Genomic DNA, 20,103 nt, shown 5'->3' with positions numbered 1-20,103 from the left:
GCTCGCCCCCGCGCCCACGCCGCACCGGGGCAGCGCCGCCGGACAAGGACCGCACCAGAGTCCCGCGCAGCAGTACCTGTCTGTCCGGCTGCGAGCACACACGCGACGTCCGGCGGGAGGCGTGGGATTCCGCTGTGGAGACGACCGTGACCAAGAGCGGACACGACCACCTCAAACGCCAAGCCCGCGTGATCGCGCGGAGCACCGGCCGCCGCTTCCCCGATGTCCTCGCCGAACTACGCCACACGCCCCGCCCGACGACCTCGTCGAAGGCCCTCGTCCTCGTGTGCTCGGGCCTCGTGCATCCGATCGATGGCGGGCGGTGCGCCCGTCCCGCCGGCCACCTCCACCGGGACGGCGGCTGGGGCTACTGCTCCAAGGACCCGCACTACCCGGTCCAGATCTGGGACGGGTATGCCCAGGCTCGGGCGATCGTGGAAACCCTCGAGTTCGAGCTGAAGCTGGCGCGGATGTCTCCATCTCAACGCGCCGCATACGAAGCCGATATGGAGGCCGAGGCAGAGACCGCTCACTGGGAGCAGATGGCCGAGGACGCTCGCGAGCCGGACGACCCGTACGAGGACAAGTACCGGTTCGCGGAACCGGACGACGAGCCCACCGTCGAGGACGGCTACGGGCCGGAGGACGAGTACGGCGACCCGTACGACGACGACGGCGACGACGACGGCGACTGGGATGGAGACCGCTGGTGAACCCCTACTGGACCATCGTGCAGGACCGTGCGGCCGAGTACTCCCTCGCCCTCGCCCGGCCCGACGCCCCCCTGACCGCCGGCCTGCCCGTCCTCGCCGCACACGCCGCGGACTTCTCGCCCTTCCACACCCTCCACATCGCCCAGCTCTGCCTGTCCGTCATCGTGTTCGAGGACTGCCCCGCCCACCTGCGCACCCGCGCCGGCATCCCGGACCTGGACCTGCTGGTGCCGCTCGACGCCGACGCCCTGACCGTCCTGACCGTCGCCGAAGGTCAGGACGGCCTGTTCGGCCGCGGCCTCGCCGCCGAACTGAGCAACGTCGAGGACCAGGTGTCCGGCACCGCCAGGGCGCGGGGCGTGGCGAAGCGCCTGCTTCAGCAGGTGCCGCACGGGTTGGTCGGCCGGAAGCGGATGCTCGACATCGTCTCGGAACTTGAGGACGACCCCCGGGCCATCGCCGGCGTCATCGGGCTCACCGCCGCGGCGCTGCGGACGGTGGCCGCCCCGGAGAGCGCGGCGTCCGGATCGGCCGGGCAATGACAGTGGTGGCCGCCATGCTGTTGAACAACACGATGCCGATGACGACCTGCCGGGAGGCGTACCGATGACGGAAACCGCCGTGGAGACCGCGCCGAAGGACACCCAGGCGCCGGAGGCGACGCTGCCCGAGGCCCTGGGGGCGCAGCGGATCGGCGCGCTGCTCGCCGAGCGCCTCGGTGTGCCGGTGACGGCCGACGACGTCGTGCAACTCGTCGAGTTGAAGCACCTCGAGGTCGCCGACTGGTACAAGCGGTGGGCGCTCTACAGCACGAAGGACGCGCTCGCCCTGGCCCCGGAGCTGGTGAAGCCGCTGGTCGCCGAACGGACCGCGTGGCAGGCGGTCAGCATCACCCGGGACGAGGCCGTCGCCCGGATCGGCTGGCACTGGCGCGACATCGCCCGTATGGGTGACGAAGGGCGGGTGAAGGTCGGCCGCTTCGGCCGCTACCTCACCGCGGACATCGACCGCCTGCCGCTTGAGGCCGAGGGCGAGCGCCACGTCACCGGCCAGCTGGCCGCGAAGGAGCTGGAGATCCGGTACCCCACCGACCTGCGGTACGTCGAGGCCGCCGGCTGGCTCACCCCGGTGACCACGATGGAGATGCCCGCCGGCACCAGCCGGTACCGCACCGTCACCGTGCCGCTGTACCGGCTCGCCGACGTCCGCGCGGTGCGCGAGATCCCCGGCGTGGACTGGGCCGCCGCGCGGAACCTCCCCAAGGGCGTACCGAGCCCACTGCGCGCCTACGCCGCGAAGGCGCCCACCAGGGCCGACACGGTCCGCGCCTTCGCCCAGGCCCTCGCCGACCAGTACGGGGTCACCGTGTGGGCCTGGAGCTCCCCGTACACCGGCGGCTGGGAGATGGACTGGGAGCGGCGTGACGGAGCCCCGACGAAGAAGGACGTCACCGCCCGGCTGAAGGCGGACGCGGCTGCCGGGGCGTACGCCGGGGAGATCACGCTGTGCCCGGCGTGGGGCCGGATCACCCGCCGGGCCCGGCAGCTGCTGAAGCCGGGCGCGGCCGTCGTCCTCGACACCGAGACCACCGACCTGTACGGGCGCACCGTGGAGGTCGCGGTCGTCGACGCCGAGACCGGCAAGAAGCTGATGGACACCCTCGTACAGCCCGAGGCGCCGATCAGCGAAGGGGCGTACTGGGTGCACGGCATCAGCGACGAGGACCTGGTGGCCGCGAAGGCCCGCACCTTCGACAAGATCCTGCCGCGGCTGCGCAAGGTCACCAAGGGCCGGGTGATCTGCGCGTACAACGAGGTCTTCGACCGCACCGTCGTCACCAACGACGCCAAGCGGGTCGGGAAGTGGCCGATGCACCTGGACGACCCCGCCAACTGGTTCTGCCTGATGGAGTCCTACGCGACGTGGCTCGGCTCCGGCCGCTGGCTTGCCCTGGGCGGCGGTCACCGGGCGCTGGGGGATGCAAAGGCCGCCCGGGACGTCCTGGTGGAGATGGCGGCCGGCCGCGGTACGACCTTCACCCCTCAGACCGCAGCTGCCCAGGCAGTCCCGGGGCTTCCCGCCCTCGACGGGCTCTCACCGGCCTCCTTGCCGAGCCAGGCCACTGGAGAGACGGCGGGCGCATAGCTCCGGGCGTACACCGCCTCCCCGCGGCTGTCCGCAAGAACCCGGCTCCTCCAGGCGAGTACCGGGAACTCGGCCTTCCCGCCATGCTGCGAGAGCCACCATGCTTCGCACCGGCGCGTCCCCAATGCCACGGTGATCATGTCGCCTGTGCTGACATCTCCAAGACAGGTTGTCCGCTTCCAACCGCAGACTCAGCTTTGCCCCCATCATGCCGCAGGAGCTGGAGAACAGCGTGGACATCACATCAGGTCAGGAACTTGCACCGGCGGGCGACGAGCCGTCGCAGGGTGACGTCCTAGAGGGGGTGGTCACCGATGACCCTGGGACGCCGTGCACACCGGAGTACGCCCGAGAGCTCACCGAGCGGGCTTTGAACCTTGCCGATGAACTCGACGACACCGTGCGGGAAATTGTGCGGGTGAAGGCGTGGGTCCCGCTCGGGTACAAGGATCCGCGTGAGTACGTCCACAAGGAACTGACGCAGTCCTCGCGCCCTCACCGATACCGCCTCGCCCGCTTCGCGGCCTTCGCGCATGAGCTGACCGTGCGACTCGGTGATGACGCTCTGGAACTCAAACTCACCGAACGGGCTCTGCGAGAGATCCCCGCCGCGCGGGACACGCAGGTCTTGGATGCCCTGGAGAGCCGCCTCACGGAGTCCAATGATCCGGAGGAAGCAGACGAGGTCGTCAACCGCACGTTGCGAGAGCACTCACGCAACGCACCGCCTCCCGACGAGGACATGTGGGACGAGCCCACCGTTGCGCAGGGAGGCGCTCGGCCCCCACGGGGCACGGGGGCTGGAGGCCCCTCTGATGATGAAGGGTGGGCGGTGGAGGACCCTGACGGCGATTTCAGCGATGATGCCGGCGCGGAGCCTGTCCAGGGGACGATCGCACCGCCGAGTAAGGCGGCGCTCGCGGAGGCCGACCGGTACGAGCAGTTCCTGCGCGCGATGCGCGTCATCGCAGCGACTGGTGGCGAACTCCCCGGGATCCTCGACAACGCGGACGGGTCGGAGGAAGACGAGCTCAGAGAGCTCGCCGAACGGGTCAGCGGAGTGGCGACCGCGACGAGTGAGGCACTCGTTCGCTGAGCCGATCGCGGCCATGGCCCGTTCGGCCGACGGTCGTCGCTGGATCCGGTCGCGCCGGCAGTGTGGTGACTTTTCGCGGTGGCAGTGGCCGATGCACTCCGTCGCTGGACCCTGAGGCCAGCTTCACGCCTTCACCCGGTCCCCTCGGAGAACCCATGCCGCTCGCTGCTGCCCGCCACCCTCGTGTTCCTGCCAGAAAGTTCACGTTCCGAAGTGCCGCTGCATGGCGGGATGTTGCGAAGGAGGTGGGGTACGCAGCCGAGCTCGCATTTCACTACGACACCTACGGCGTCACCCGTGAGTCGGCAGGGTGGCTCGTCCAGGACCACCTTCAGCAGGTGAAGAGGCACGTCCTGGCCATCACCGAGCAGTACGTCTCCGGGGCACGGACCAAGTGGGGGCGGGCCTGGCGCCGGAGGAAGGCCCGCCCCTACCTGGAGGCACTCAGCGATGCCTTCTGGTACGCGGAGCGCATGCAAGCGCCGGGAGAGGTCTTCTGGCCCCCGGCCCTCTTCTACCGAGACGATCGCCTTCCGCTGATCGAGCAGAGCGCACGCTGACGCCGGAACTGCGCGTGCCCGAGTCCGCACTCTGAAGCCCGGATCAGTGAGGAGTAGCAGGCGAGAAGGCAGTATCTCCGAACGGAACTCCGGCGGCTTCGCTCCTGGGTAGCCTTAGGTACCGGGAAATCTCCGCTCGCTGCTGCATCTCGAATGATCTTCGGCGCCTGTCCCCGACCGGTCCTGCTCACCCGTGCATCACCTGTGCGCGCGGTCCGAACGGGGCGCGGCCGCCGCCGCACCCTCGCCATGTTGTCTTTGAAAGATCAGTGTGACGCGCCAGTGGCGACATCCGGACATGAACACGGTTCCGGCGGCCCTTCACGCCGGACTGCCCGTGGCACCAGCACGCCGCGCCTATCGTGGTTCGGAAGGTGAAGAGGGGGCGGCGCGTGCGCGATTCCAGGCTGGTGCAGACGGCGGTCATCGGCGACGAGCACTCGGATGTGCCCATCGTCCTACCCCCTGAAGCGATCGAACTGGACGTCTTCCGCCACGCCCATGAAGGCGACACATTCTGGTGCGGTGTGCTGCTCGGCGGCTGCGGTGCCCAGCTCGCCACGAAGCTCTACGTCGATCGGCAGTGCCACTTCCAGCACTTCCCTCAGCCGAACGGCATGCCGAACACCTGCCGCCGGCCGGCCGTGGGTGCGTCCAGCGCGGACCACCTCTACGTGAAGTCGGCCATGTCCCGGTCGCTGCTGGACCACGGCCGCGCCGCGCGCTTCGCCTTCCCGCCGCCGATCGGTTCCCTGGTCGACGTGGACCTGGAGGACGGCACAACCTTCCGTATCCACATGGACGGCTCGGTCCGGCCTGACTGGGATGCCGCCCAGCGGACCGTGGTTCTCGGGCCCGGTGTGGTGCCGGAGCCGGGCACGCTGGCGGGCTGTCCGTACGTCTACCGGGTGCGGTGCGACAGCGACGGTGCGTCCCGACGGGTCTGGATCGGAACGCAGAGCCTCGCCCACCCCACGGACTGGATTCCGCTCAGCGAGTGCACCTGGGGCGACGAGGGCCTGCTCACGCCGGCCGCGGCCCGTCTCCTGCGTGCCCGTGCCTCCGGCCCGCGCCGCACCGCTACCGAGAGCCCGGCCGCCCACTCCGCGGCCCTGCCGGAGAACGTGGTGACGTTCGTCCGCGGCCTGGAGGCCGCGCGGCGGACCGGCACGGTCGAACACGTACGCCGGCTGTGTGCAGGCGGCGACTCCTTGCTGCAGAGCCTGACCCCGCGCGTGCGAACCGCGGTGGAGAACGCGCTGGCGGAGGCACGCGCGTGGCTGGCCACCCATGAGGACTACCAGCACCGCCTGTTCGCCGAGCTCGAGGCGGCTGTCCGCGAGCGCCGCGCCTGGGACGTGCGCTCCCGCCTTCCGCAGGCCGCCGCCCTGACCCGGCGCGGCGCCAGCGTCTCGGAGCAACGTGTGCTCGCTGCCGCACGCTCCTACCTGCGCGGGCAGGACCGTATCGAAGAACCCCGCGCCACAGCCGCACTCCGGCGGGAGGCGGGCTACCGGCCGGTGCCGCCGGCCCCGAAGAAGCCGAAGAAGGAACCGTGCCCGGCCGCCGCCCGGAAGACGAGGTCTCAGCGGCGCCGAGAAGCCGCCACGGACGCGCGCAAGCTGCTCAAGTACCTGCGCCGGGAAGCGCGCTCCCTGTCCGCCGCGGAGTTGAAGAGGCACGTGGGCACCCTCGTACGCGCGGCGCAGACCGCGGGCGATGAGCTCGACCCCAAGGACCGTCTGGCGGTCGTGTCGTGGGAGCAGAAGAGCGAGCGGCGACAGCGGGCAGCGGACCGCCGCGATTCCGCGCGCACGGACAGCGCACGGCCGGCCAGAAACCGGGACCGCCCCGCGCGCACGCCGCTCGACCCGCTGGCACAGGCGGTCAGGGCGATTCTGCAGAAGGCCGCGTCCGCGGGGACCACCCTCACGTGGGCACAGATCCGGCAGCAGCTGCCATCGGAGCTTCCTGTCCTGGAGCGCGGTGAGCAGACGTCATTGTTGGTTCGGATCGACCACAGCCGCGACGGCAGCGCCCCGCTACTCTCCGCACTGGTCACCGGCGCCGACCATGACATGCATCCGGCCTACCCCCGCATCGCAACCGCTCTGGGCCGTCCCCCGACGAACGGAGATCTGGCGGCTCTGGCCGCATGGGCGGTGGAGGTGTCCCGGTTTCGACGCAAACCGGCGAAGTAGAGCTCTGCGAGCCGTGCCACGACCGGAAGCCGACAACGCGGCCATCCTGCGCGCAAGTCGCCCCCAGGGCCCCGGACCTCGGCTATAGAGAAGAGCGGAACGGAAAAAGCTACCGGCGCTAAGCATTTCGTTTAATCTTGTGGGATGGCCCTTCTCTGGACGCGTGCCGACCGCCCCCTCGCCGACGCCTACTCCGGTGCCGACATCGCCCGACTGACCGGTCTCACCCGCGGCCGGGTGTCCCAACTGCGCACCCCTGGCGAGCCCGACGCCCTCCCCGAGCCCGACGCACCAGGCAGCACCACGACACGGCCGTTGTGGCGTGGTGACACCGTGGCCCGCTGGTGCGCACGTACCGGCCGGCGTCTGCCGCCGCGCACCGCGTCCTGGCTGATGCCGGGACCGGACGGCCCGCACCTGCGCCGCGAGAGCCAGCAGACGCTGCGGCTGCAGCAGGACGACATCCCCGACCACCCCGACCTGCGGCGCCCGCCGATCGACGTCCACGTCATCCGTTACACCACCGCCAGCGGCAGCGGCCCGTCCGTGTGGCTGGCGACCGTGCTCGCCCCGGGCGAGATGCGCCGCCTGCTCGGCTGGCCACCCGGGTGGCCCCATGAAAGCCCGCTGGACCACCTGGTGCACGAGATCCTTGCCGGCTTCGAGCCCGATCACCGCGCGGACACCGACTTGCTGGGCACCCTGGTCCTGCTCCCGACCATCGCCGAACCCGAGTACGGCTCCATGTCCGGGGACGTGCGCGTGCTCCAACTGCACAAGGGAGATGTCGGCGGCCGCGACGCAGACCGCTTTCACAGCCAACTCCGGCAACTGCGCCCGTCCGCCGACGAACTGCGGGACCTGGCACAGGCCCTGGGCCACCGGCTGCCGTGGTGGCCACCCGGCTGCGCTACCCCGGCGCTCGTGTCCAGTTGGGCGCCGGACGCCCAGCGGCTGCCGGAACACGTTCCCCCGCCCCTGGCCGGGGCGCATGCTTTTCTCCGGCGCTGCGAGAGCGCCGCAGCCGACCTGCAGGGCACTCTGCGCGACTCCGTGCTGGAGCTGGGAAGGTATCGGTGGAACCGAGTCACCTCGGACTGGCGTGGAGATGTCTTCCCCGACCTCGGAGCGCTGCCCAAGGACTGCGACGCCGGTATCTGGCAGGTCGCTGTCGAGTTCAACCTGCCGCCCGTCCCGGCGACGAGCGGTGACTTCGACGAGGGGCTGGAGTGGGTCATGGAACATGCCCCGTCCCAGCACATGGCGCGCGACGCCGTGGACACCTTCGGCGACCCCGGTAGCGCGGGCACCGTGCTCCTCAACACGAACCCTCTGCCCTCCCAGCTGCGCGCGCTGTTCACCGGACAGGTCACCTCCGCCGAGGCCTCCGGCAGCTACCGCGCGCAACGCGTCCTCGACGCTCTCGACGCCCACCCCGCCGCGGCTGCCGGAGCCGTGCTGGGAACCTGGCCGGCGGTCACCGGTCCGGCCTGGTGCGCCACCACCCCCGGCACCGGGCTCGTCGCCCTCCACGTACCGAGGGTCATGTCCGCACCCACTTCCTCGGCGGGCGCGCCGCTGGAGGTCGTGCTGCTGCGCACCGAGCCTGTCGGCAGCTACGGGCAGCCGGCTCCGGCCGTCGGCTTCGTCATCACCGACCAGGACCGGGTTCTGCTCCTGCCGGCCCAGGGACGGCCCGCAGAGCTCGCGGCCGCGATCGAGCACGCCGTGTGGCACCCCGATGTGCCAACCTCGCTTGTCGGCCTGGCGTCGAGCTCCAACCAGCCCCTCGTCACCGTGGTGGACGCGCTGGTGGAGACGGGCCCACGGTTCACCCCGTGGGAGCAGCTGACAGCGCTGGTCGCGCCGCCCACGCACAGCGGGGGCTACTTCTCCTGCTGCGGTGTCGCGGCAGGGCCGGTCGATGGGGAGCTCGAAAGCCGGAGCAGCTGAGCCGGCAGGTGCCCGGGGCGGGGTGCGGACATCCGCACCCCGCCCCGGGCACGGCTACGTCTCCGGCGGCGGCCTGGAAGGCGCGGCGGGAAGGAAGGCCTGGCAGTCATCGCCGTGGAGGACGGCCCGCGGCACCGGTGGTGGGCGCCATCGCGGCAGGTCTGTGACGCCTGGTTGAAGAGGCGAGCCGTCGTCACGGCTCGCTCGGCCGACACTCCTTACACAGCCGGTAGTTACGTCCGCCGCGAGGCCCCGTGTTCTCCGCGATCCACTGGCGGGCCCGGGCCGGGCTCATGATGTAGAGCCGCAGGTGAGGGCTGTACCTCTCCTCAGCTTCCGGACTGTTGTAGTCGTGGTGCTCGTGCGCCCACTTCTGCAAGGCCCGGGCGTACGCCTCCCCTTCCGGGCGCACGTGGTCGGCGGGCATACGACGGCGAACGTAGGAGCAGGTCGTGCGGTGCAGATAGTTGCCGGTGGCGGTGTAACTGAACTGCTCGGGATCCTGATAGCTGACCCGCAGGTAGTCGGCGCCGTCCAGGACTCGGTCGAACTTCGGCTTCGCCTCATGGCACCAGATACACCCCCCGCACGGCTCCTCGGGCTCCCGCTCCACCTCCAACTTGAGGTGCTCGGGGTCCCACGGGTCCAACTGATGCGTCACGTCTGTCTCCTTCACGTCGTCTTCGCGGTTTCCTTGTCTGTAGGTTCCGCGAGTTGGTAAGCACTGGTTCCTGCGGAAACACCGGAATCCGTGCTTCGTGAGCACTGCCTCTGTCGACCAATTATGAGCAGCAGCACGGTTAAGGACCCAGGGGTCGAGCCCGCTGGTTCGACGAACCCGCAGGTCGCGAGATCGCCTGCTCACCGAACAGCGGAATTGCCCGAACGGTGCCCATGATCACGCGGAAAAGCTCGCGAAACCGCGGAACCTACAATTGTCGCCTGAGTGCCGTGCCTGGTGGAGGGACCTTCCTATGTTCCAGGCGAAAACTCGGGCATCGAATTCAGCCTGATCGCGGTAGTCCGCCTGCTCTGTCCACTGATGTTCATGGTCCCTGTAGTGGTAGACGACATGCCCCAGCAGTTCGCCGGAGCTCCGCCCCGTCACGCCCATCACGAAGGCATAATCCTCCCCTTTGTGCATGCCGCCATGACCGCATGCTCGCGCAAGGTCCGTGCGGGCCATGATCATGGTGTGACCCATGGGTGGCTTGCTCTCCATAGGTGATGGCCAGTACGTCCACACCTCACCGGCCTCGTGTCTGCCAACCGGAGTTGGGCAGGCCCAGGTGGTCAAAGTGCCGTCTGCCGCCATGTCGGCACTATGGCCGGCGACCCAGCCCAAGCCGGTCTCGACGAGCCGTTCATACCGCACGGCCAGGCTTCGGGTGCTGAGCAGATCGTCGTCGTCGGCAGCAGTCACGTACGGGGCCGTCACATAGTTCAACGCGGTGTTGCGTGCGGGAGCTGCGCCCGCCCGGCGCCGGGCACAGATCTTGACCCGTGGATCGGTAGCTATCTCCGGTGGGAGTCGCTCGGGGCTGGCGTCGACGCCATTGGTCGACAAGATCCACTCCCAGGAGACATCTTCCTGGCCTCGGAGACTGCGGTGCAGTTCACTGAGGTATCCAAGGCGTTCCGGGCGCAGCCCAGTGGGCGTGATGACGGCTACCTGAGGGGGCTCGATTCGGTGCACGATGGGCTCCTGTCCAATAGCGGTGGTGGAAGTACTGGGGGTCATCGGCTCTCGCGCCTTTCGTGTGTATGGCGGTGCTGTCCGGGCCGGTCTGCCCATGGCCCGAGGAGAGCGGAGGGGCGCAGCACGGTCAGCTGGACCCCAGGGGGCAACCCCTTCCGCCAGGCGGCCAGAGTGTCGTCATCGCAGTCGGGCGCGGGTGCGGTCCGGGCTGCCTGGGACAGCACTGCCGGAGGGGCGAGGTCCTCGTGGGAACTGCCACACCACCGAATGACGAGCAGCTCGTGAGCCCCGGGAGTCCGTTCTGGCACCGCCCCGGGGGCACTCCTGGCCCACACCGGCCGCTGGTCCAGGACGAGGACACAGAAGATTGCGCCGAGGCCCACGTATGCGGCTTGAGGCTCACACGACACGGTCATGAACGGTTTCCTTCGGGTCGCCGTGAGGGGTAGAGGTGTCAGCCGCCGGATCCGGGTTTCCACGGCCGGGTGTGGGGAGGTCGAACCTGGAGATGGCCCATCGGAAGAGCACGTAGTAGACCGCTCCGAAGATCACTCCGATGGGCAGGAGCAAGAGCCCCCGCGTGGCCAGCGGGAGCTGCAGGACGTAGTCGACTGCGCCTGCCGAGAACACAAATCCCGCGTGAATGTCCAACGCGTTGACCACAGCGAGACTTACGCCGGTCAATATGGCATGAATGACATAGAGCACCGGAGCGCTATATGCCACCGCCAGTTCAATCGGTTCGGTGATACCTGTTGCTGCGCACAGGGCGGCGGCGGGCAAGAGGAGAGCTGCCGCCTGACGACGCCGGGCCCCAGACGGAGCGCTTCGCCACATCGCCAGTGCAGCGGCCGGCAGGGCAAACAAAACAATCGGGAAGAAGCCGCCAAGGAAAATCCCGGCTTCTGGATCCCTTGCGGTGAAAAAGCAGGGGACGTCCCCGCGCAGCCCTTCGCCGCATTCGTCGCCCGCCATGTACCAGACGACCGTGGACGGCAAATGATGGATTCCGATCGGTACGAGAAGCCGATTCAGAGTTCCGAATGCGGCGCCGCCGATGACGGAATGGTCGGAGACGGCTGTGGCCGATACCGTCAGGGCTTCGTCCACAGCTGGCCAGACGAAACCGAGCAGTGCCCCTGCTGCAACGGAGGCCACGGCGATCAAGCTGTAGACAGCGAACACCGGCAAGGTGCGCCTCCATCTGTCCACCACTTTCCACGTCGCCATGGCGAGGAGGGCGCCGATGATTCCGAGCAGGGCGCCATAGGGCTGCTGGGCCAGTGGCGTGTCGGGCTTGTCCGCAGGGTTCAGTACCAGAACGGTCCTTGCGAGGATCAGGTACGCGACCGCGCTGGAGAGAACTCGGCTTGCTGTGTCGGGCGATTGGTTCAGTCCGAATGCGAGGCCGATAGCAAAGAGCAGTGGCAGGAAGTCGAGTACGGCCGCTCCTGCGCCCGACAGGACGGCGGCGGCCTGGTGCAGAGACGAGATACGGCCGAGCATGTCCTCTTGTCCGAGGCGGAGCATCAGGCCGGCGGTGGGCATTGCCGCAATGGGCAGAGAGAGGCCTTGCCCCACTCTGCGGAGGCGCGCCGCGGTGGCTGAGGTCCCCTTTTCTGCTGAGGGGCTCGTTACGTTGTGCGCGGCCCAGCTCCGAGTGAATGCCATGGCTTTGAGGGAGACCCGACTCATCGGCTGCTCCGCGCACCGGTAGTGCTACTGGCGGGAGCTGGTGTCTCTCTGCGGAGGCTCAGGGGCTGCTGCGTCAACATGCCCGAGAACGTACGCAGCGAAGCGGACATGACCTGCTCTGCTCGTTCGGCCTGAGAGCCGGAATGCATGGTGCGTCATGGCTGAGGCCGAGACCAGGTTGCAGATCCGTGCGTGTCCGCTTGAGTTCCTACTGTGCGTCGAGTTCGAAGCCGTAGCTGTCGCAAGACGGCAGGACCCGAGAGAGGTCAACGAGACCGCATGAAGAAGAGAAGCGCAGGAGCACGCAGCACAGCGTTGAGGGCGGCGTCCACGTTCGCGATCGCCGTGGGTGCGCTGGGATTGTCCACGGTCGGGGCGGCTGCCGCCGATCTGGGACAGGAAGGGAAGGCCAGGATCGACGTCATTGTCGAAGGTGCTGAACTTCCTGGTTCGGAGAAGGGCGACGCTCCCTCGTCGGACCCCACGAACCCGACCGACCCGGGGGCGGACCCCACAGATCCGGGGACGGACCCGACGGACCCGACGGACCCGGGGACGGACCCCGGAACGGACCCGACGGACGCGGGGACGGATCCCACAGACCCGACGGACCCAGGGACGGATCCCACGGACCCGACGGACCCAGGGACGGATCCCACGGACCCGACGGACCCGGGGACGGATCCCACGGACCCGACCGATCCGACCGATCCGACGGACCCGACGGATCCGACGGACCCGACCGATCCGACGGACCCGACGGATCCGACGGACCCGACGGATCCGACGGACCCCCCGGACCCCGGGACGGACCCCACCCCCGGCCCGACCGACCCCGGGGGGCCTGACCCGACCAACTCGGGGAAGCCTGGCGGCGGCGAGGGTGATTCCTCCTCGGGTCCAGGCGGCGACAACGGGACCGGCAACGACCAGTCGGGCGAGAGCAGCAGCCCCCGAGCAGACGTCACGCCGACCTCGGGCGACGCCCGAAACGTCGCGGCCGACGGCGCCGGCGGTGCCCTCGCTCAAACCGGAGGGGGCGACAACACGGCACTCGGAGTTGCGGCGACCGGTCTGGTCGCTGCAGGCGCTCTTGCGATCGGGGCCGCCCATCTCAACCGGCGATCCCGGCATCGCCAGGACAACGCCAACAGCGCGTAGCGCTTACCCGCGGGCCCCGGGGAAGGCAGGTTCCCCGGGGCCCGCGTACAAACCGACTGTCCGCCCGCCCGGACTCCGCAGAGGAAGAACACAAGCCGATGCCCGCGCCACCTCCCGCTCACAGGGACCGTCGTTCGCCTACGAGACGGCCCCCGCTGTCCCCGAAACCCAGCTGGGAACGGCTCTTCCTGGAGCCCAAGTACGAGCCCGAGGCATACCAGGCAGCCGAGCAACAGCGGGACAGCAACCCGCTATCCCGCACCGATCAGGCGTAACGGCAACAGGCCCCCACGCCAGGAATTCCAACAGGCCTTCGCGAACCTGGAGTGTCATGCCCACTATCGGCAATTTGCACCCGATCCCGCCGCTCCCTGACAACCGCAGCGACCGCTCCGCTGTCAACCGTCCTCTGCCCAATCAGTCCGCCCGCTCCGGTATGCGGGTACTGCTAGCGCTGGCCACCCTGGGCCCGCGTCAGGAGCACCAGGTCGCCGACGTTGCCCGGGTGGCTGAGTTGCGGCCGCAGAACGCGTCGCGGATGCTCATCGCTGCTGTGCAGGAAGGCCTGGTGATGCACGGAACCAGATACGGCGCCTACCGGCTTACGAAGAAGTTCCTCAATGCGCAAGTCAGTGCGCGCTCCAGCACGCCCCGGATCCAACAGACCGTCCAGGCTCTGCACGATGAGACAGGCCTGGCGATCGCCTACCACGAACCAGGGTGGCGACCTGGCACCGGCATGTATCTCGAACTTGTCGAGCTGCTCTGTCCCGAGCCTGAACACTATGAAATGGCTGCCCAGCAGCACGGGGACCTGCGGCACACGGCCGCTGGCCGAGCAGCCCTGTCCTTCATCTCCGGGCACGTTGCGTGCGACGCGGAGGGGCAGCGACTGCGGCTTGAGCCACGCCTGCTGGAATCCATCACCACGACGCGGGTGGCGGCGAGCCGGACCGTCGACGGCCAGGCCCTGGCGACGCCCGTCCTGCGGGGCGACGCGGTGATCGCCACCCTGACCGCCAGCGGCTCACGAGCACTCTTCCAGGACCCTCTCGCCGTGCAGGAGTACGCGGTCCTGCTCCGTCGTGCTGCGATGCGTACGGCCTGCGTGCCGGCCCGGGCCTCCATGGGAAGCGTGCTGCGCGGTGCAGAGTCCTTCACGCGGCAAACCGCCTGACGAGGACAGCCGTCAGGCTGAAGGCGGGGCGTGAGCCCTACGATCCGCCGGGCCGCGGTGGCTGCGCTGGCTGCTGTTCTGCCTGACGGTTTGGGCGCGGCTTCGTCTCCGTCCGGCCATCCCACGTGAATTCGGAAACTCAGTCCCTAACTGCTCCAGAAGCCCGGTTGACCAGGTGTTTTGGCAGGGACTGAAGCAGGGACCTGTCGTTCCCTTTACGACATGCGGAGTACGGGCTACCTCTGCGACTCTCGCGGTTCTTCGCACGGTCGGCGTTCCTCCTGAAGGCGGAGTTCCCGCCCTCAATACCGAACGCGGCGGTGACCGAATTGCCCGTATCTCTCATGTGGGGAGACTTCGATATTGAAGTCTCCCCACAGCGGAAATGAGCCGTCGCCGCGCCCTCCAGCTCTTCGTAACTTCGGCTCAACCCCGCAGCCGCGAGGCCGACCGAACTGCATGAGGGGAGGTGCCGCTATGCGTCCCTGCCGCAACCGCCCGTACCGCGCCCAGCGCCCGGCGTAACACCACCGCGAAGCCGGCCGTGCCCAGGCATGGCCGGCTTCGCGCGGTCCGCCCCCGGCTGCCAACACCGGCTCGCGACAAGGAGAAGCTGGCATGACTGCCGCTCCCACCACCGCCGACCGAACTGCGTCGACAGCGCGGACAGCGCGCTCCGTGGTCCTGGTCCTGATCGGGTCCTCGCTCGCTCTGAAGGCGGCCGGATTCGCCTGGGACTTTCTCGGCTACTACGTGGGAGACGGCCTGGGGTACGGAACCACAGCCGCTGGCGCGGCTCTGACAGCCTTCGGTGTCGGCTGGTGCGTGGGACTTGCTTCGGCAGGCGCCCTCACCGACCGTCTCGGCCAACGAGCCGCACTGATCTCCCTGATGGGCCTATCTTCGCTGGCCTGTTTCGCGCTCGCGCTGGCCCAGTCACTCACGGCGCTCCTCATCGTCGCCTTCTTCCTGGGGCTGACGATGGAAGCCCACAGGCCCGCCGTCTCCGCGACCATCAACATCGCGATCGACAGCGACGCCGGCCGAACTCGCGCTCAGGCCTGGCTCTACTGGTCGTCGAACGTGGGCATAGCCATCTGCGCTGCGGTCGGTGGCTACATGGCCCACGAGCACGGCTATCGGGCGCTCTTCGTCATCAACGGGATTGCCTGCATTGCGTTCGCGCTCGTTGCACGCCGGGTGCTCGCTCCACACCCGCCGGCGCCCGAAAGGGAACCCGGCGTCACCTACCGACAAGTCCTCGCGGACCCCTCGGTGCGCTGGATCGCCCTCGCCTCACTCTGTGGGATGACCTGCGCCTGGGGACTCGTCTCCGTGTTTCCGCTGCTGATGACGAGCGATGGTCTGCCACCCACAACATATGGCGCCGTGATGCTGGCGAACACGATCGCGGTGCTTGTCCTCACCCCGCCCTTGACCCGACTTCTCGTTGGCGCTGGCGAGACACCCAGATACCCCTTGGCCCCCATCCTGGCGGCAGGCTGCGCCATCCTCGGGCTCGGCATCGGATTCGCCGCTCTGCAGCACACGGCGATGGGCTACGCCCTCGCCGCGGTGCTCCTGGTCCCCGGCGAGATCGCCTACTCGATCGGACTGGGCGCCTACATCTCCACCCACGTTCCCCGAGGCGCGACCGGACGCTACCAGGCAGTCATCAGCGGCAGCCAGGCCGCCGCGTCCCTCCCGCCGCTCGGCATCGCCGTCGCTCTCCACGCCGGCGGGCGGCCCCTCGTGGCCGGGCTTCTCCTGTGCTGCGCGCTGGTCGCCGTCGCCGCATGCCGCCCCCTGGCGAGATCCCTCCGCCGACCTGCCGATGCCGACAGCGCACTGTCCGCCGCTTAGTGCCATCGCTGGCGCCGACCCGAAAGGCCCGACCCGTGACATCGAAGTTCACCAACCTTCCCTGGCCCGCCCCCCGCCCGGCAGCCGAGCAGGCCGCCTGTCGCGACTCCCCCGCCGACCCCACATTGCCGCTGCCCACCGACGCCGCCGAGCACCCCGCTGCACCTCCGGTCAGCCGAGCCCAGTGACCTCCCTCTCCCACAACTCGAAAGGCCCCTCATGCTCACCCTGAAGCGCACCGCCGTCTCCGCCCTCGTTGCTTCCGTCGCCCTCGGCGGCACGACAGCGCTGGCCGGAACAGCCCAGGCAGCCTCCACCACCCAGTGCAAGACCAGCAGCAAGTCCTTCGCCCTGCCCGGCAAGCCCGACGCGAAGGTCAGCCTCAACATCTGCATCAAGTACCAGGGCACGAGCGGCGGCTACCGGCACTACAAGGCCTGGCTGAACAAGGCTTCCTGGGACGGAACGTCCTGGTACACGGGCGGCACCCGGTTCAACGGCTTCTCGGTTCTCATGTACGCCCAGAGCGGCACGACTACCAAGAAGAACTGCAACTACGGCATATGTGAGCAGCGCGAGATCAGCGGAGACATCAACGGGTCCGAGAAGGGCTCCAGGACGTACCCGACCGGAGGCGACGGTTATGGCGAGGTCTACGTCAAGACCAAGAAGAAGAAGTGGACCGCCGACGCCACCGCCTACTACGACATCGCCGACGACGGCAAGAACAGCAAGAGCTGGAACCTGACCGGCACCCCCTCCGTGTCCTGACCGCCCTCTTCCGCGAAGGACGCACTCGTGACGGTCATGAACCGCGCAGCCGCCGGTCTTGCCGCCCGGCTCTGTCAGTCCCCGGGCACGCTGGGGGTGTTCCTGCCCGCTGGGTTCCCCGGCCCCGGCCTGGACGCCGAGGCGCTCACCGCATTTGCTCGTGCCGGTGCCGGAATTCTGGAGATCGGGGTGCCGGTCCAGGCTCCGACGCTCGACGGCCCGGACATCACCGCGGCCTACCAGCGTGCGCTGCAGCACGGCACCCGGGTGACGGACGTACTCACGACCGTCGCCCGGGCCGCAGCGAGCACTGAGGCAAGCATCGTTGTCATGTCGTACTGGAATCCCGTTCACCAGTACGGTGTCCGCGCCTTCAGCCGCGACCTGGCCAAGGCCGGGGCAGCGGGAGCGATGATTCCCGACCTTCCGGCGGACGAGGCCGAAACCTGGCACGCCGCTGCCCAGGCCGCCGGGCTGTGCACTCCTCAGTTCGCGCCCCGGCCGAGCACCGATTCCGAACTCGCAAGGACCTGCGCCGTCGCATCAGGGTGGGTCTACGTGCCCGCTGCCCTTAGCGCTACCGGCTTCACCGGCGACCTCGACCACACCGCACTGGAGCGGTTTGTGCAGCGGTGCCGGCGCACCACGGACGTCCCCGTGGTTACGGGTGTCGGCGTCTCCACGCCCGAGCTCGCGGCGACGGTCACAGCGTTCGTGGACGGAGTCGTTGTCGGATCGCCGATCGTCCGGGCCCTCCTGGCCCGTCCTGACCGGAGCGGCATCGCTGCCGCCGCCGACCGCGTCGCCCTCTTCGCCGAATCGCTCCGCTCCCCCGCACCTGCCTGACCGTCCCGCCGTCCCGGCCCACGGATCATCACCCAGGAGCCTTCAGTGCCCCGACCAGACGCCCGGCTGATGAAAACACTCTCCGCACCGTCCGATCCAGCGCGCTGGCCGCCCGCGATCTGGGCTGTGCTCATTGGCTGCTTCGCCGTCCGGGGCCTCGGCTTCGCCTACCCGTTCCTGCCGTATCACCTAGACGGCCTCGGTTACTCCACCCGCACCACCGGCTGGGTCGTCGCCGCATTCGGAGTCGGATGGCTCGTCGGGCAAGTGGCGTGCGGCCGGCTCTCGGACCGCATCGGGCACCGTGCGACCCTCACCGCAGCGATGGCAGTCGCCACCGCAGTCCTGCCAGCACTCGCTGAACTCCGAGGCACTGCGGGCATCTTCGCGGCGGCGTTCCTCACCGGCATGGTCTACGACGCGGCCCGGCCGGTGGTCTCGGCCGTCATCGCCGACACCGTGCCCACTGAAGCGGGGCAAGCCCTTGTCAACGGCTGGCGCCACTACGCAGTGAACTGTGCCGCAGGACTGGCCGGAGCGCTGGGGGGATACCTTGCGATCCGTGTCGGCACCGAAGCCCTCTTCTGGGTCAACGCGCTAGCCTGCGCGGCTTTCGGCGTCGCCGTAATGCGCTTCCTGCCCGCCCGCTCGGGCACCAGCGGCGCCCGAGCGGCAGGGGCGGGATACGGCCAGGCGTTTCGGGACCGGCGACTGTGGCTCCTGTCCCTGGCCAGTCTCGGTGCCCTGATCTGCGCCGGCGGAATCTTGACCGCGCTTCCGATCCTGATGACCGCGGACGGATTGAGCGCCGCGGCCTACGGCACGACCCAGGTAGCCAATGCGGCCGTAGTCGTCGTTCTCTCCCCACTCTTGACACCGTGGCTCAGCCGCCGGGCAGGTGCAGAACGCCCCATGACAGCCCTGCTGGCAGCCAGCGGGTTCGTCCTCGGAGTTGCGATGGGCGTTGCAGGCCTGTCCGACACGACGCTGGGTTACAGCGTTGCCGCAGCCCTGGCTGTGCCCGGAGAGGTCGTACTCTTCATCGCCGCCGGTGATCTGGTCACTCGGATCGCTCCCCCACAGTCTCGGGGACTGTACGCCGGACTGTGGGGCACGAACCTGGCCTTGGCGATCATCATCGCTCCACTGACGACCGCGTGGGCCCTTGATCACGGTGGCGGGCATATGGCGTCCGCTATGTCAGTCGGGACTGGACTTCTCGGAGCTGTCCTCTGCTGGCCGCTGCACCGGTCCCTTCGCGGGCTGCGAACGAGCCGAACCGCAGCGTGAAGGGTGGACACGCCTCCGCTCAGAACGTCACGAGTAGCCCCAGAACCATCACTGCGGCGATGACCCCGGCGACGATGATCCTCGTGTTCGAGCCCGCTTCCCGCCACCAGCTGTTCGCTGCGGGCCACCCTGACGCCGCGGCGGCTCTCATGCCCACACGTCTGGACAGAGGCAGTCGAACGTACCCATCCTGATAGTCGTCCGAGTCATCCTCGGGGTACTGAATCTGCGCAGTGAGTTCGGCGAGCAGCCAGTCGAGGGTCTCTGGCTCAAGCTCCAGATAGAGCTCGCTGTGTCCGTTCCCCAGTACCAGAGCAGGCAGGGGATGGTCCTCTGTCGGTTCGGCTACGAAACCCCAAGCGGCGAAGTCCGCACGGACTCCGCCCGGTTCTTCAGGGGTGTCAGGTGTGGTGTCTCCCGGGGGTGAGACGTAGTCGGCGGACACGGGACCTCCTGATGGCCATCTGTGGGTGAACACCGGGCATGGTCCTTGCTCAAGCGGACACCCGCGGGAGGTCGCCGCTTGCGATTTCGCGCGGTGTCGCACTGTGGCCGGTAGATCGCCGAGTATGAAGCTCCGCCCGCCACCGTTGGTAAGGACATCCCCGCATGAGTACCCTCACGCTCCGCCAGGAGTCGGCCCGACTTTGCGCAGACCGTCTCTACATCGACCCGGCGCGGGCCGAGTTCCGCATCAATCGGCCCACGGATGCGAAGCCCCATCGCAACGCCGCAGACGTACTCGAACTGATCGCCGTCTACGACGCACGCGGACACCGCGCCATCCCCCTTCGTCTCTCCTTGGAACAGCGGCTGCGCTGGACCCGCGAGCTCACGGGGCACGCCTACGCGCTCGCCCACGAGACGAACGAGGACCTCACGGACGAGCTGGGCGGGTTCTCGATCCAGTTTGTCTAGCCGCCCAGCTCCCGG

Annotated in this window: 18 protein-coding genes; 14 read left to right on the top strand and 4 right to left on the bottom strand. The window is 68.9% G+C overall.

What is annotated here, in order from left to right; all coding sequences use genetic code 11:
- The first annotated feature begins 146 nt into the window (after positions 1-146).
- The 7 genes from ACH4UK_RS29790 (at position 147) to ACH4UK_RS29760 (ending at position 8,668) form a co-directional block, all read left to right on the top strand.
- On the top strand, positions 147-713 hold the full coding sequence (locus tag ACH4UK_RS29790; protein ID WP_331759575.1) for a hypothetical protein: 567 nt from the start codon (positions 147-149) through the stop codon (positions 711-713).
- A complete protein-coding gene (locus ACH4UK_RS29785; protein ID WP_331759576.1) occupies positions 710-1,255 on the top strand; it encodes a hypothetical protein in 546 nt (181 codons plus the stop codon). Before ACH4UK_RS29790 ends, ACH4UK_RS29785 begins: the two co-directional genes overlap by 4 nt.
- A gap of 64 nt (positions 1,256-1,319) precedes the next feature.
- Complete coding sequence (locus ACH4UK_RS29780) at positions 1,320-2,858, top strand: exonuclease domain-containing protein (protein ID WP_398361204.1); 1,539 nt, start codon at positions 1,320-1,322, stop codon at positions 2,856-2,858.
- A 208-nt stretch (positions 2,859-3,066) separates the two neighbouring features.
- Positions 3,067-3,954, top strand: coding sequence for a hypothetical protein (locus tag ACH4UK_RS29775; RefSeq protein ID WP_398361202.1), 888 nt, complete (start codon positions 3,067-3,069; stop codon positions 3,952-3,954).
- A gap of 245 nt (positions 3,955-4,199) precedes the next feature.
- Complete coding sequence (locus tag ACH4UK_RS29770) at positions 4,200-4,514, top strand: hypothetical protein (RefSeq protein ID WP_398361200.1); 315 nt, start codon at positions 4,200-4,202, stop codon at positions 4,512-4,514.
- Positions 4,515-4,906: 392 nt separating this feature from the next.
- Positions 4,907-6,715 carry a hypothetical protein gene (locus ACH4UK_RS29765; RefSeq protein ID WP_331759580.1) on the top strand — a complete coding sequence of 603 codons (1,809 nt, stop codon included), beginning with the start codon at positions 4,907-4,909 and terminating at the stop codon, positions 6,713-6,715.
- A 144-nt stretch (positions 6,716-6,859) separates the two neighbouring features.
- On the top strand, positions 6,860-8,668 hold the full coding sequence (locus ACH4UK_RS29760) for a hypothetical protein (RefSeq protein WP_398361198.1): 1,809 nt from the start codon (positions 6,860-6,862) through the stop codon (positions 8,666-8,668).
- 193 nt (positions 8,669-8,861) lie between these two features.
- Here ACH4UK_RS29760 and ACH4UK_RS29755 read toward each other — a convergent pair whose 3' ends face one another.
- From ACH4UK_RS29755 to ACH4UK_RS29745, 3 genes are all read right to left on the bottom strand, one after another.
- Entirely contained in the window at positions 8,862-9,329 is a 468-nt protein-coding gene (locus ACH4UK_RS29755) for a hypothetical protein (protein WP_398361196.1), read from the bottom strand.
- A gap of 237 nt (positions 9,330-9,566) precedes the next feature.
- Entirely contained in the window at positions 9,567-10,364 is a 798-nt protein-coding gene (locus ACH4UK_RS29750; RefSeq protein ID WP_398361195.1) for a glycosyltransferase, read from the bottom strand.
- Positions 10,365-10,766: 402 nt separating this feature from the next.
- Entirely contained in the window at positions 10,767-12,038 is a 1,272-nt protein-coding gene (locus ACH4UK_RS29745; protein WP_398361231.1) for a PTS transporter subunit EIIC, read from the bottom strand.
- Between the two features lie 303 nt (positions 12,039-12,341).
- On the opposite strand from ACH4UK_RS29745, the gene ACH4UK_RS29740 reads away from it, so the two are divergent.
- The 6 genes from ACH4UK_RS29740 to ACH4UK_RS29715 all read left to right on the top strand — a co-directional run bounded on the left by ACH4UK_RS29740 (position 12,342) and on the right by ACH4UK_RS29715 (position 19,170).
- Positions 12,342-13,223 carry a hypothetical protein gene (locus ACH4UK_RS29740; RefSeq protein WP_398361193.1) on the top strand — a complete coding sequence of 294 codons (882 nt, stop codon included), beginning with the start codon at positions 12,342-12,344 and terminating at the stop codon, positions 13,221-13,223.
- Positions 13,224-13,554: 331 nt separating this feature from the next.
- Complete coding sequence (locus ACH4UK_RS29735; protein ID WP_331759587.1) at positions 13,555-14,400, top strand: hypothetical protein; 846 nt, start codon at positions 13,555-13,557, stop codon at positions 14,398-14,400.
- Between the two features lie 618 nt (positions 14,401-15,018).
- Complete coding sequence (locus tag ACH4UK_RS29730; RefSeq protein WP_331759588.1) at positions 15,019-16,263, top strand: MFS transporter; 1,245 nt, start codon at positions 15,019-15,021, stop codon at positions 16,261-16,263.
- 219 nt (positions 16,264-16,482) lie between these two features.
- Entirely contained in the window at positions 16,483-17,034 is a 552-nt protein-coding gene (locus ACH4UK_RS29725; protein WP_331759589.1) for a hypothetical protein, read from the top strand.
- Positions 17,035-17,070: 36 nt separating this feature from the next.
- On the top strand, positions 17,071-17,880 hold the full coding sequence (gene trpA, locus ACH4UK_RS29720; protein ID WP_331759771.1) for a tryptophan synthase subunit alpha: 810 nt from the start codon (positions 17,071-17,073) through the stop codon (positions 17,878-17,880).
- A gap of 69 nt (positions 17,881-17,949) precedes the next feature.
- Positions 17,950-19,170 carry an MFS transporter gene (locus ACH4UK_RS29715; RefSeq protein ID WP_398361191.1) on the top strand — a complete coding sequence of 407 codons (1,221 nt, stop codon included), beginning with the start codon at positions 17,950-17,952 and terminating at the stop codon, positions 19,168-19,170.
- 19 nt (positions 19,171-19,189) lie between these two features.
- On the opposite strand, the gene ACH4UK_RS29710 is transcribed toward ACH4UK_RS29715, so the two are convergent.
- Positions 19,190-19,615: a hypothetical protein gene (locus ACH4UK_RS29710; protein WP_331759591.1), complete on the bottom strand. Its 426-nt coding sequence runs from the start codon at positions 19,613-19,615 to the stop codon at positions 19,190-19,192.
- A 164-nt stretch (positions 19,616-19,779) separates the two neighbouring features.
- On the opposite strand from ACH4UK_RS29710, the gene ACH4UK_RS29705 reads away from it, so the two are divergent.
- Positions 19,780-20,088 carry a hypothetical protein gene (locus ACH4UK_RS29705; protein ID WP_398361189.1) on the top strand — a complete coding sequence of 103 codons (309 nt, stop codon included), beginning with the start codon at positions 19,780-19,782 and terminating at the stop codon, positions 20,086-20,088.
- The last annotated feature ends 15 nt before the right edge of the window (positions 20,089-20,103 follow it).

It is taken from the genome of Streptomyces sp. NPDC020884, from assembly GCF_044333935.1.
Lineage (GTDB): Bacteria > Actinomycetota > Actinomycetes > Streptomycetales > Streptomycetaceae > Streptomyces.
The sequence above is the reverse complement of the archived record's forward strand: the minus strand, read 5'-3'. Positions and strand labels throughout refer to the sequence as shown.